Annotated in this window: 8 protein-coding genes and 4 pseudogenes; 3 read left to right on the top strand and 9 right to left on the bottom strand. The window is 41.1% G+C overall.

The window, feature by feature from the left end; all coding sequences use genetic code 11:
• Nucleotides 1-56: 56 nt before the first annotated feature.
• The 3 genes from V7K60_RS00980 to hisG all read right to left on the bottom strand — a co-directional run bounded on the left by V7K60_RS00980 (nt 57) and on the right by hisG (nt 3,864).
• Nucleotides 57-758 carry a hypothetical protein gene (locus V7K60_RS00980; protein ID WP_334922215.1) on the bottom strand — a complete coding sequence of 234 codons (702 nt, stop codon included), beginning with the start codon at nt 756-758 and terminating at the stop codon, nt 57-59.
• Nucleotides 759-1,095: 337 nt separating this feature from the next.
• Entirely contained in the window at nt 1,096-2,550 is a 1,455-nt protein-coding gene (locus V7K60_RS00975; RefSeq protein WP_334922213.1) for a sensor histidine kinase, read from the bottom strand.
• 669 nt (nt 2,551-3,219) lie between these two features.
• A complete protein-coding gene (gene hisG / locus V7K60_RS00970; protein WP_334922211.1) occupies nt 3,220-3,864 on the bottom strand; it encodes an ATP phosphoribosyltransferase in 645 nt (214 codons plus the stop codon).
• Nucleotides 3,865-3,940: 76 nt separating this feature from the next.
• Between hisG and rppA the strand changes: the two genes are divergently transcribed.
• The gene (gene rppA / locus V7K60_RS00965) at nt 3,941-4,639 is read left to right on the top strand and encodes a two-component system response regulator RppA (protein ID WP_334922263.1); all 699 of its coding nucleotides are present in this window, start codon (nt 3,941-3,943) and stop codon (nt 4,637-4,639) included.
• A 426-nt stretch (nt 4,640-5,065) separates the two neighbouring features.
• On the opposite strand, the gene V7K60_RS00960 is transcribed toward rppA, so the two are convergent.
• On the bottom strand, nt 5,066-6,097 hold the full coding sequence (locus V7K60_RS00960; protein WP_334922209.1) for a 1-acyl-sn-glycerol-3-phosphate acyltransferase: 1,032 nt from the start codon (nt 6,095-6,097) through the stop codon (nt 5,066-5,068).
• A gap of 680 nt (nt 6,098-6,777) precedes the next feature.
• On the opposite strand from V7K60_RS00960, the gene V7K60_RS00955 reads away from it, so the two are divergent.
• Together V7K60_RS00955 and V7K60_RS00950 are read left to right on the top strand one after the other, a co-directional pair.
• Complete coding sequence (locus V7K60_RS00955) at nt 6,778-7,032, top strand: helix-turn-helix domain-containing protein (RefSeq protein WP_334922207.1); 255 nt, start codon at nt 6,778-6,780, stop codon at nt 7,030-7,032.
• A 1-nt stretch (nt 7,033) separates the two neighbouring features.
• Nucleotides 7,034-10,792, top strand: coding sequence for a PAS domain S-box protein (locus V7K60_RS00950; RefSeq protein ID WP_334922205.1), 3,759 nt, complete (start codon nt 7,034-7,036; stop codon nt 10,790-10,792).
• 35 nt (nt 10,793-10,827) lie between these two features.
• On the opposite strand, the pseudogene V7K60_RS00945 reads toward V7K60_RS00950, so the two are convergent.
• From V7K60_RS00945 to V7K60_RS34995, 5 genes and pseudogenes are all read right to left on the bottom strand, one after another.
• A pseudogene (locus V7K60_RS00945) lies at nt 10,828-11,003 on the bottom strand (ArsC family transcriptional regulator); the annotation flags it as partial.
• Nucleotides 11,004-11,068: 65 nt separating this feature from the next.
• Nucleotides 11,069-11,542, bottom strand: a complete 474-nt coding sequence (locus V7K60_RS00940) for an ISAs1 family transposase (RefSeq protein ID WP_334922203.1) — start codon at nt 11,540-11,542, stop codon at nt 11,069-11,071.
• Nucleotides 11,543-11,846: 304 nt separating this feature from the next.
• Nucleotides 11,847-12,071: pseudogene (locus V7K60_RS00935) on the bottom strand (arsenate reductase/protein-tyrosine-phosphatase family protein); the annotation flags it as partial.
• A gap of 88 nt (nt 12,072-12,159) precedes the next feature.
• Nucleotides 12,160-13,022: pseudogene (locus V7K60_RS00930) on the bottom strand (MFS transporter).
• A gap of 485 nt (nt 13,023-13,507) precedes the next feature.
• Nucleotides 13,508-13,624, bottom strand: a pseudogene (locus tag V7K60_RS34995) (IS982 family transposase); the annotation flags it as partial.
• Nucleotides 13,625-13,692: the final 68 nt, after the last annotated feature.

Here is a 13,692-nt window from a genome sequence, read left to right as displayed (position 1 = left end):
CGGTGTAGCTCCTATTTATGTAGCCGTGAATGACCTTCGCCCTAATTCTAAATTAATTAATTCAAGAACACTGAACCATTTCGTTCAATTCTCATTGTACTTCTACCCTGTGTTGCATTGGTGGCTTCCTTAAATGTAACTTCCAAATTTCCTGGCTCTGAAGCAGCTTGTGGAGTCACTATCAACTGTCCGCCATCTTCTCGTTCAAATGTTACTGTTACTGGTGCTTTTAAAGCTTGGAGTGTTACATCTGACTTACCTTGTAGCGATCGCGGTGCCGTATCGCCAATCACTTGGAAAGTTATATTAGCCGCAGTATTATTAACTAACTTGATATTAACCGTACCATTAGTAATTGCGATCGTCGCAGTGGGGGTTTGCCGTGGTTCTACTTGTGGTTGTTGGTCAGTAGAAACCGTAGGTGGTGAAGGCTGTTGAGTTCGATCGCCAGGAATTGTGCGTGCTGGTCTAACACCTAGTTGTGGTGGTATGGGAGACACTTGCCCTTCAGCCGGAGGAACTGGTTGTGGTGGTGTGACACCTGATTCTGGCGATCCGGGAGCTTGAGAGCGGTTATAGGGTGGTTCGCTAAAAATACTGGGACTTGGGTTTAGTGTTGAAGAAGCAGCTCCTGGCTGTTTAACATTGGGAGTAGATTCTTGTGCAAAAGCTTGAGGAATTGCTGGCAGACTCATCAGCAATCCCCCACAAAGAGCGCCAAATAACTTGCTAGACTTGCGGAAATTTTGAAACTTCATATTTGTTCTTAACTCCTAAAAAAACTTCAACTTTTTTTTCTTACAAAAATTTCTCCAACCGGAAATTAAATTAGGTTTTATCGGTCGTTGAGTATATCTAAATATTTAACAAATGACTCAATTTATCGCATCTAGCTAAGGATACGGAAATCATCTAAAAAAATGAAAATATTTCATTCTCAAGATTTAAAGCCTTAATCATTGTCATTAAGCACATTTGTGTAATAGTCAAATTCAATATACTGCTAAAAAATTAATTTTCTCGCTAATAACTAAAGTCAATTTGAATGGGTTAAAATCTTACATCTATCACAGGAAAGAAAAATTTATTAGCGAATTAAAACTCAAGAGTTATTGGTAAAGTGATAGTAAAGGTAGTGCCAATGCCTTGGGTACTTTCAACTTGAATATGACCGTGATGATGTTCGACAATAGCTTGAGCGATCGCTAATCCCAATCCTGAACCAGTAGCGCTGGCTGTAGCTGTATTCCCCGTCCTATGAGTACGTGCTGGATCTACCCGATAAAAGCGGTCAAACAAGCGTGGTAGCGCTTCCGCTGGAATTCCAACTCCGGTATCACTCACCTTAACTTGCAACTGGGCACTGGTGTTACGTAGTCCAGAAACACGATTTATTCCTTCTATCCGCGCCAATTCCACTTTCACTCGTCCACCTGCTGGAGTGTAATGTAAAGCGTTAGCAATTAAATTTGTGAACAGCCGCACCAATTGATCCCAATTACCTACAATAGTAAACCAATTTTCTAGTAATTCGGGGCTAGTTTCAGAGTTAGGAGGGTCAACTAAGTCTAGAGAAAGGGTGATTTTTTTCTCAGGGACTAACAATTGTTGTTCTTCAACCACGTCTATTAACAAAGCATCTAAGGGACAAGGTGAAAAAGTATCTTTGCTAATACCACTATCCTGTCGTGCTAGGAAGAGTAAGTCATTGACTAACTTACCCAAACGCTGCGTTAACCGTTCCACCACCTTTAACTGTTGTCGATATTGCAAAGAAGTAGTCGTTTCTGTCTCAGCTAAATCCAAGTCAGCAAGCGCAACTTGCACATTAGTTTGAATCAAAGTAATAGGACTTCTAAGTTCGTGGGAAGCATCAGCAGTGAATTGTTTAAGACGTTGATAAGACTCACCCACCGGTTCCATCGCTTTACCCGAAAGAAACCAACCACTTGCGCCTACGGAAACCACCATTAACCCAATACCTAATGCCAAATCAAAAATTAACTGGCGACTAGGTTTAGTAACTTCAAACCAGGGATGACTAACACGCAGATATCCTAATACTTGTCGTCTCACTTCTACGCGTTGGGTGACTTGTCGCAATAAGAGTGGGGAGTTAGGAATTTTAAATTTTAAATTTTCACTCTCTCCCTTGACTACGCGCACAGTTTCACCAGTACGATTGACACGAATGGGAATATTTAGGGGTTCAGATAGCGTTGACCAAAGTAATTTACCAGTTGGACTAAACCATTCTAGGTCGATGTGGTCATCTTCTACAGTGTCGGTATTGTCACCAAAACTAGCTTCTACATTAATGCGAAATTTATCTGCATCAGTATTAATTGGCTCAAAGATGAGTGTAGATGCACAACCACTGGTTGTGAGGCAACGCTCCACTATTTCCACTACATGGTTAAGGGTGTCATCAATCCGCTCAATCAGGGTAGTACGAAAGTATAAATAAACGCCACTGGCAAACAGTAGTAGTAATACAGCAGTGACGGCAGTGTACCAAATTGCAAGACGGCGGCGAGTAGCTTGAAACATATTTTCACCTACTTTTTTTAACTGAGTAGAATCAGATTACGTGTTAGGAATAATTTGAAATTGCTTTTTACTATCAACAATTTTGTTCAAGATAATAGTGGTTTAATTTTTTGCGATCGCATCAAATTTTAACGCTCAAAAAAATATTACTTTGTCTGCAAAAATAATATAAATATAACTTTGGTTACATTGGCTGAAGGGTTAAATAAAAATTTAATCTTTGTATATGGTGAGTTTCTACGCGTCTTATGCAACAAAAGGTAAGGGCTTTTAAAACCTAGTTTTTAGCCAGAGGTTATACCAATTTTAAAAAAGAGTACGACAAATAGACCATTTGTAGAGACGCGATGAATCGCGTCTTTACTTTACTCAAGGATGTGTTGCAATCATTAATTGAATTGGTATTAGAAATGCTGCTCATTAGGCTGACAGCAACCTAATGAGCAGCATCGCAGTCTGAGGCTGCATAAAGAGGCAATCTTTCAAAGCTTTGTCTAGACTGGTTTTTAAGTTAAATTGACATCTGTAGTTAGATATTCACCCCACAAGCAACAGTTGAGTATTTTTTATCTGGAAGTCACTTGAATACAAGATGCTGTAAGAACGAATAGTGCAGCGTTAGCTAGGAACGAGCATCTAAAGAAGCGTTATTACGAATTACAAATTATATTAAACCTCTACCAAAACGGCCTCCCGCAGCTTGCCAATCACATCACTCAGATTACCCGTATTCAAGCGGTAACTCAGAGGATGGGCAATCAACCGCGCCGTGCTTTGATACAAACTAGCAATTTCAATCAAACCATTTTCGCGCAAAGTTCGCCCTGTAGACACCAAATCTACGATCACTTCTGACATTCCAGTAATTGGGCCTAATTCCACTGAACCATACAACGGCACTATTTCCACAGGTAAATCCAGACTATGGAAATATTCACGAGCGCAATTCACATATTTTGAAGCAACTCTACCATGCGGTGGTAAATCTAAAGGCGATCGGTAAGAACTTGATGCTTTTACCGCCACTGACATTCGACAATGCCCAAACTGTAAATCTACCAAGTGGGCAACTTGCGGCTGTTTCTCCCGCAACACATCGTAACCAACAACCCCTAGTTGTGCTTGACCATATTCCACATAAACGGGCACATCTTGCGCCCGCACCAGTAAAGCTTTTGCAACTCCCTTGGTGTCAGGAATTTGAAGTTGGCGAGTTCCTGAATCTAAAAAAGCACTAAAATCTAATCCGACAGCTTGTAGCAAGCGGATGCTATTTTTAAGTAGTTCCCCTTTTGGCAATGCAACAGTCAGCATTTTTTGTATTGGTATCCTTAGCGTCTTGGCAGTTGAATAATATTGAGAATATCTCTATATGCTGACCACAAGCAGTATGAGAATTTTATTAGTTGATGATGAAGTTGAACTAACTCAACCCTTGAGTCGCCTATTAACTCGTGAGGGTTACGCTGTAGATGCCGTTTATGATGGGACATCTGGCAGCGAACTTGCACAAGTAGGCAGTTATGACCTACTTATTTTAGATTGGATGCTGCCAGGAAAAACAGGGTTAGAGATTTGTCAGGAATTGCGACGCCAAAGCAAAACCACTCCCGTATTGTTTCTTACAGCTAAAGATACTCTTGATGACCGCGTACAAGGTTTAGATGCTGGTGCTGATGACTATTTGGTTAAACCTTTTGAATTGCGGGAGTTATTAGCAAGAGTCCGTGCTTTATTGCGTCGTTCCGCTACTCAGACCTATGAAACCACCACCGGACGTTTAACCGTTGCTGATTTAGAACTTGATTGTGAAAATCAAGTAGCCTATCGCCAAGGACGAATAATTGAGCTATCGCAAAAAGAAAGCCAGTTGTTGCAATATTTTATGGAACACACTGGACAACTTCTGACTCATGCCCAGATTATGCAAAATTTGTGGCAAGAGTCAGAACAACCCAGTAGTAATGTAATTGCGGCATTAATTCGTTTGCTGCGACGTAAGATTGAGGTGGGTAGAGAAACTACGCTGATTCACACAGTCTACGGCAAAGGCTATCGTTTCGGTGCTTCTTTAGTGGAGTCAGTTTAGCCACCTGCTTTCACTTGGCGATGCTGGTTTTAATTACCTGCATTTTACAGTAATTCACGCACAAGCATCAAAAGGAGAATGGCTATATTTTGCCGTTGATTAATAAGTTTTACTTAAGCTGTGGTAACGACAACATAAGCATTTGCCACAAATAGATAAGCATTGGTAACGAAACAGGTTCTGTTGGTAACGAACGCATAAGTTGTGGTAGGAACAATAACTTCATTCGTAATGACGCGTCCATACAGCATCACCAATGTTTTCAACGATTTTCTCTAGTGGCTTAGTCAACAGTATAGTGGCGATCGCACTCACAAGAGCCGTCAGCGTTACAGGTTCCATACATTCACTACAAACTTACAGCAGTTTTCATTGAATTGAACCACATCGTAAACCTGTTATATCAGCAAATTTCAGCTTGTAGTATTAAAATTTGCTCAAAAACTGATTAATTTGAAGTTGCAGTTTTTCTCGTAATTGTTGTGCCTGCTGATAAGCTGCTGCACGCCCTGTCTTTGAGTGGTTATCCAATCCTGATGGTTGCAAAGGGCCAATAAAGTAACGCAAACGAGTTTTCATTGCCCAAACTCCCATTGAGGGAAACAGAAGTAAGGCAAACATCAAAGGCGACAAAGGTAAGAATGGTAGTTTGACTAGTCGTTGCAATTTAGTGAAATTAACAGCCCAAGGATGTAGAAATTCACTACCGATGCAAACTACTGGCAGAATGAGAATATGATAGCGATCGCTCAACTGAATAAAACTCACATCAAACTTTTCTAGTTGATAGCGTCTCCTCCAACCTTTCAAAGGCCCGCGAATACCTTCGGGTGCATATAAAAGAATTTTACCTTGAGCAATTGCTGACTCAAAATCATCTAATTCGGCTCGCACACCACCTAAAACCTGCGACCATTGAGGTGGTAGCCACCAAATCACCCAAGGATGCTCAAATAATACTGGATTTGCTATGGGTTGTACTACCCATCCTTTGGCTTCACTTAATAAATAAGCCAAGGTCAAAAAGTCCCAAGGAAAACACATCCCGGCATGATTCATGGCCACAATCAATGGCCCTGTTGGCGGCAAGTTTTCAACTTGTTGCAACTCTCCCTGAAAATAGTATTTAACGATAGGGGCCAGAATTTCTTGGCCAAAAGCTTGTTGATATTTAGGATCAAATTCACCAACTTCTTTTCGGGGTGAACGAAAACCCAGACGCAACCAGCGACTCAGCAATGCTAGATAAAATCCACCAGGAATTAAAAATAATCCATATTCTAGCCAATTCCAACCATCTAAATCTGTGTGATAATGCTGCCAATGTCGGTTGAATAAAATTAGCCACCCTGGAGGATACCAAAGACAAAACCAATCAAACCAGTTAAATATATAGCCTTCACCTGGTGCATTTTCCTGTTGACTGTTTAATAAGTTTTCGGAGTGTTGATTAATCAAAACAGTTAAAGATTAGAATTAGGCAAAAGTTTTATTAAGAGTGGATCTTTAGGAGGCAGGAGGAACCCATGTTTTTAAACATGGGATTGTAGCAAAGACGCTTTGTCTCTCGCGGTACTTTCCGCTCGATACAATTCTTTTTTTTGACTGGGCAATGACCCAGAACTAAAGTTTTTACTTCTGTCTAGTTGTTGAGCGTAGTCGAAACACTGCCTTCTGCTCCCGCCTTTCTTTTTAACTTGCTAGTTTTGTGACTAGCATCTTACCATAGAAGTAAAATTAACTACATATTTTGGAATTTATTTTAGATTTAGTTGCTAAACTAGGGATAATTTAAAAGCTTTTATCAAATACAAAATGAACTTCTATATAGATATATATAACAAATTAATTTCGATATGAATCATATAACTATGATGCACTAATAATTGTTTAGCTGTGTGCGATTGCTGATAATAATTAATTAAATTGCTTCAGATAATACTCTTTTGGCATTGAAAATCGGACAAAACGTAATGTTTATGTTAGATATACCTTCGTAAGCGTTCAGTAATCCGTGAACACTGATAACTGAATATTGATGTTTCATCAAAAGATGAAATTGATAACGACTGATGATTGTTTAAATTCTTCCTCAAGCTGGAGACGAATGGCAAGACATCTGTCCTACTCTTTTTACTATGGAACTAGAAAAGCCACTCAAAATTTCAGATTTAATCCGTCAGCTTCGGCAGCAACTCCATCTCTCTCAAAAAAAGTTTGCAGCTAAGTTAGGTGTTTCTCTACGAACAATCAATCGCTGGGAGAACGGATCTACAGTGCCTTCACAGATGGCGCTAAAGCTGATTGAAGAAATGTTAGAGAAGATGGGCGAAGCAGGCAAAAGATTAGTAAACGAGTATCTTCCAAAATCGGAGCAACGGGAGGACTCTTAAGATGATGGTGAAAGTACCTGAAAAAATTTTGATGATGCGTTCTCGGTTCATAGCTTTTAGTGTGATGATTCTGGCAGTCATGGCGGCACTGCTGTTGACAAAAGTGTTACTGCCAGTTTTTGATCCGAGCGTATTTACATTATTTTATGCTGCTGTGGCAGTCAGCGCTTGGTATGGCGGTATGAGACTTGGAGTGCTAGCGATCGCTTTATCTGTGACAATTGCGCTCTATTTTTTGATCGATCCAGTCTACTCCTTCGATTTACTCAGCCTAAAAGTCCTGGTACGATTAACTACGTTCTCATTAGTATCCTTCTTAATTACTGCGCTCTCTTCAGAGTTGCGAACTGCTAGATGCAACGCAGAGACAAGCCTCAAGTTGTTGCAAAATAGCGAAATGCGGTTTAGGCAACTGGCAGAATCCAACATCATTGGGGTAATCGTAACTGATTTCAACAACGACTTGATCATCGAAGCCAATGATGCTTTTCTGAAGATGATCGGCTATACGCGAGAAGATTTCTCCGCTAACCAAATAAACTGGCGCGAGATGACCCCACCTGAGTATCTTCTTTTGAGTGAACGTTCAGTGGAAGAAGTGAAAACTACTGGAGTATGTAAGCCTTTTGAGAAAGAATACATTCGTAAAGATGGCGATCGCATTCCTGTTCTGCTCGGTTCTGTGATGCTGGGAAATACTCAAGAAACGGTCATTGGCTTTGTTGTTGATTTGAGCGAACAACAAGCAGCGCTACGCGATCGCAAACAAGCAGAACAAATTTTGCGGGAGAAAGAGGAGCGTCTGAGATTAGCTAACGAGCGGTTTGAGTTAGCAGCATCTGCGGTAAACTGTCTGATTTATGACTGGAATATAGAACAGGATAGCGTTGAAAGAACTGATGGGTTAACCCGAATTTTGGGCTATTCCCTTGCAGAAGCTGAACCAACTGGTAATTGGTGGTGTGAGCTTGTGCATCCACAAGATTTGCCAAGTGTACAAGAGGCGATACTTGCTTTGGTAAATAGCGATCACTATGCTGCCGAGTACCGAATTCGCAACCAAAACAATCAGTACATCTATGTTTTAGATCAGGGGATAGTAGTACAGCGAGATGCTGATGGAAACCCAGTACGCTTAGTTGGCAGCACTACAGATATCAGCAAACGCAAACAGGCAGAGAAGGCAGTCCAAGCAAGTGAGGAGCGGCTCAGGAGTTTTGTGAAAGCGAATATAGTTGGCATTCTCTTTGGTGATGTGAATGGTAGCATCACTGAAGCCAATGACGAGTTTTTGCGAATTGTCGGCTATACCCAAGAGGATATCCAAGCAGGTAGATTACGGTGGGCTGATATTACGCCATCTGAGTATCAATATTTAGACGAACTGGCTATTGCCGAGGCAACAGCAAAGGGAACCTGTACTCCTTACGAGAAGGAATTTATACGCAAAGATGGTTCCAGCATACCAGTTGTAGTTGGCTACTCCCTTTTAGGAAAATCTCGGCACAAATCAGTTGCATTCATTCTGGATATTAGCGATCTTAAACAAGCTAAAAAAGCGCTGAGTCAGAGTCAAGAGCAATTTCAAGCTTTTATGGATAATATTCCCGCCGCCGCATGGATTACAAATGTAGACGGACGTGTACTTTACCTCAGTCCAACTTATTTCAGCACATTCAATGTGTCAATAAATAAAGCGATCAATAAAAACATTTTTGACCTATACCCAGTCCAAATTGCTCAACCTCTCCTAGATAACATTAGAATAGTTGCCGAGAGCAATCAGGTTGTTCAAACGATTGAGTCTGCCCCACGCACAGATGGCACCCTTGGCGAATTTTTAGTCTATAAGTTTCCCATTACTAATGCGTCTGGCCAACGCCTGGTAGGAGGGGTTGCAATTGACATTACCGAACGCGAACGCGCCCTTCGCGAACGTCAGCTTGCAGAACAAGCCTTACAAGAACGCAGTGAAAGACTTAAACTGCTTTCGGAAACAACTAGTGATTTGCTTTCAACCGAGCGCCCCTTGGATCTAATGAACAGCTTGTTTAGCAAACTCTCGGCGCAAATGGATTTGCATTGTTACTTTCACTATTTAATCGATACACACCAAAAGAAGCAGAAACTTCGGTTAGTAGCTTGGAACGGCATTACTGATGAAGTATTTCAAGCAATTGAATACATGGAATTTAATGAAGGAATATGCGGACTAGTGGTGCAAGAACGCCGTCAAATTGTCGTCAATAATGTGCTGTACTCTACCCATCCCCATGCCCACATCCTCCAAACTTTAGGAATTACAGCCTATGCAGGTCAACCGTTAATTGCTCAGGGAAAGCTGCTTGGTGTTCTCTCTTTTGCCAGTCGCACCCGTACCAATTTCACTTCTGAAGAAATAACTCTATTACAAGCAACTTCCGATCAGGTAGCGGTTGCTCTGGAACGCGCTCAGTTAATGACTTCGTTACAGCGACGCAAAGAAGAATTAATCCAAGCTAACCGGATCAAAGATGAGTTTTTAGCGGTGCTTTCCCACGAACTTCGCACGCCGCTAAACCCGATCTTGGGATGGTCAAAGTTACTGCAAACGAAAAAGTATGATGAAGCAACCACTACTCGCGCTCTCGAAACCATTGAGCGCAATGCCAAGCTTCAAACCCAATTAATCGAAGATTTACTAGATGTCTCTCGCATTCTACAAGGTAAGCTGAGTCTGAATATTGCTCCTGTAGATCTAGAAACTGCGATCGCCGCATCAATAGAAACTGTACGTCTAGCCGCTGAAGCCAAATCGATCAATTTGCAATTTACGATTTTAGACTTTCCTGCGGAACGCTACGCGAATGACGCGAGCGCTCAGTCGAACAATTTTGGATTAGAAAATTCTCAAATAAATTTAGACTTTATCGATTTTCATAAGCAACCTAACAATTTAAAATGCCAAACTTCAAATTCTAAATTTTTAGTCACAGGTGATTCCAGTCGCTTGCAGCAAGTTATTTGGAATCTACTTTCCAATGCTATTAAGTTTACACCCCAAGGTGGAGAGATAGAAATCAGTTTAGAGTCTGTTGGTTCTCAGGTTCAGTTGCGAGTCAGTGATACAGGTAAGGGAATTAGCCCTGACTTTTTACCATTCGTCTTTGACTACTTTCGACAAGCTGATGGCGCAACCACTAGAAAATTCGGAGGACTGGGCTTAGGATTAGCTATTGTTCGTCACATTGTCGAGCTACATGGTGGCACAGTTAAAGCAGAAAGCTTGGGTGAAGAACAGGGAGCAACCTTTACAGTCATGCTACCGCTGATCCAGGTCGATCTAAATAGCCATCAGATTGCCTCTCAAGCTGATGATTTGCCCGATTTCAATGGGTTGAAAGTTCTGCTTGTAGATGATGAGCGTGATACGCGAGAGTTAATTGCTTTCATTTTGGAGCAATCTGGTGCGGTAGTAATCCAGGCTGCATCTGCGATCGAAGCACTACGAATTATGCCTCAGTTTCAGCCAAATCTGCTGTTAAGCGACATTGGAATGCCAGAAATAGACGGCTATATGCTGATACGTCAAATTAGAGCTATCTCACCAGAACTTGGAGGAAAAATTCCTGCGATCGCTCTTACAGCTTATGCTGGTGAGGTTGATTATCAACAGGCAATTGCCGCCGGATTTGGGCAGCATATTACCAAACCAGTGGAGCCAGCTAAATTACTTCGAGCGATCACTAACCTAATTTATAGTTGTAGCAATCTGCGTTAAATCCGCAACTTCTCAAATAAGTCAGGGATCTGGTGTTAATTGAGAGACTTAATTAACTTTACAACTCGTTCCTTAACCTCATCTCGAACATGACGAAAATATTCAATTGATTGCCCTGCAGGTCATCAAGTTGTCAATCTTCAAACACATCTCTTAATACCCACTGTTGGGGTAAATTAACACCACAACCACATAATGAAATCACAGCATTATGATGATGTAATTTTGGCTGATTGTCTTTTACAGAAATCATGTAATCATTGCCACTGTCTATAATTAACTTGCAAGTTTTTTTTGGCAGTGTAAAGAATCAAAGCTGAATACAGCATCTTTGATATCCAAAGCTGCGATTAAATTTTGCACAGTGACGATTTCGCTCTCCTCCTTGTTCTCAAATTTTTCCATCCCGACAACAAGTCCTCTTTTATTCGCAAATACTGATACGATACTGACAAAATTATGAGCTGATTTTTCGTAGTCTTGAACTGTTCCTTTAATGCTTTTACCGTCGATGCTACACCACTCCGACTCATCTAAATCAACATAGTTTTTTGCCCACTGATTAAATGTTGCGGCAAGTTGATCAAAATCGACTCCCATGACTACGCGCCTGATCGTCGAGTACGAAGGAACACCATGTTTTTGGATTTCAAACGTCTTTATCAACACTTGACGATGCCGTTTGACGAAATCTCCCCACGCACGATAGCCAATATATCCACTCATGGTGCCCATTATTACAAACAGCAATACTAACTAAAGCCGATGCCTTCGACCATCTAAAGTTCTGAAGTCTTCGACTTGCTGCAGTTGTTCAATCAGATTTGCACCCATGATTTTTATCCCCTCAACACTTGCAATTTTACCTGTTTTAGGGAATGAAACAGCCCTGCTTCTCCCAAGGGAGAAGGGGAATTAAATCTCAGGCTCCCCTCTCACGGATGGGAGAGGGGCTGGGGGTGAGGGCAAAACGTTTTCACCAAGCGGGTTTCACGTTAAGTTGACACCAATGGGCACTGCCGTGCCCCTACGGGTGTACCTCACGCAAATGAGAAGCGCTATAATCATCAGCATTGAAATCACTTAAAGGCTTAGAAGTTTGATTGCTAATATCAATCCCAATTTCTGCCATAACCTTAACAGTGACAGGATCTACCTCACTTGCTGCCAAACCTGAAGTAGCAACAGCAACTTTACCTTCTCCTAATATTTGCGTAAATCCCTCCGCCATTTGCGATCGGTGAGAATTATGCGTACAAACATTACTTTTTTTCAAAATTCCTGTCCCTGTTTTTGCTCTATCAAAGTCACCAGAAGCTGCTTTTGCCTCTGGTGATACTTTACAGAAAAGGAGAATAACCAATATACTAATCCCCATCTCCTGCTTTCCAGGCGTTCGGCTTTGTCGTCTTGAAGAGAATCGCTTTGCTGGGTTGAGGATCTGGTAGTTTCAGAGTAATTAATGCTGCTGCTAGTACAAAGAATATGGATGTCCATAGACAACCCACTAACCCGAAAAACTGATATGTCAAACTTGACAAAACAGTGCCAGCTAATCGACCACCTGAGTTTGCCATGTAATAAAATCCTACATTCAGCGCTACTTTGTCATCATCAGTAAAGCCCAACATTAAATAAGAGTGAACGGCTGAGTTGAAGGCAAACACAACGCCAAAAATCAGTAGTCCGCCAACAATCGCAATATTTGCAGGTATACCTATTTGGAGAGCCAGAGCGATCGCAGCTGGAACTACTGTTAGAGTAAATGTCCAAAACTGGATGGTTTTAGATTGCGGTGGACGACCAGAACCAAATCGCTGAATCAGTGTTGATGCTAAGAACTGAATAACGCCATAGCTAATTACCCAACAAGCTAAGAATCCACCAACCTGATAGAACGACCAACCCAAGGTTCCACGCAAGAATACTGGCAATCCCACAACAAAGCACACATCCCTAGAGGCAAAGAGAAAAAATCTGTAATCCGATGCCACTATAAAGCGTTACCTTCAACCCGAACTGAGAAGCAATCCAACTGCCTAAAAAGTTTGTGACGACTCCGAAGACCTTGTAGAACAGGAATAGAAAGGCAATTTGTATTGGTGTATAGCCAATTTGGTTGTAAATATAGCAACACCAGCATTCGCAAAGCACCATCGGTGAGGGTGAAACCCCAGTAGGCGAGGGTGACTAGGATATAGTTCCTGAAATTGGCACTATGAGCATTTATTCCTAAATTATGTCTATCATTTTTTTCGTGAATTGGTATTAGTTAGAACTCACTAAAAGCCTTACCACAATAAGGAAGGTTTCAAGGATTTTTGAGCAATTTTTGAGCTTATTATATTACAATACGGTTCAGTTAATGATATCTGTCCCGAAAGATCCCCCCAACCCCCCTTAAAAAGAGCAGGGCTGATTCATTCCCTAAAGAGCTTTAAAAATCATGGGTTCTAGCAATGAAAAATTAGTTATTTTGTTACTGGCGTACCGATGAAACCAACTATTTTACTGATATTTCAGTGCTTAAATGTTAATCTCTTCGTCACGCTTACTTACAATTTTCTTGCTAACCATCTTGACAAATCCTGTTTTAAATGGAATGAATCAGCCCTGCTTAAAAAGAGGGGCTTAGTTCCCTCCTTTTTAAGGAGGGTTAGGGAGGATCAAGCCTTAACTGAACTGTATTGTATTATATTATACGCCTTGTATGAATTAAGCCACAGGATGCTGTTCAAAAGTAAGGACATCAATACCAAAACCCTGAAGCAAAAAAATACACAGAGTATGACTGGTCATTTTAGCGGCAACATTTACACATAGATGATCGATCATCCAAAAAGGCTAGGCAACTAAGTCTATCTTTTTGTGCAGATGTGTTTGGTGAAAAATCACCACTT

The sequence above is a fragment of the Nostoc sp. genome (assembly GCF_036917555.1).
Taxonomy (GTDB): domain Bacteria; phylum Cyanobacteriota; class Cyanobacteriia; order Cyanobacteriales; family Nostocaceae; genus Nostoc.
The sequence above is the reverse complement of the archived record's forward strand: the minus strand, read 5'-3'. Positions and strand labels throughout refer to the sequence as shown.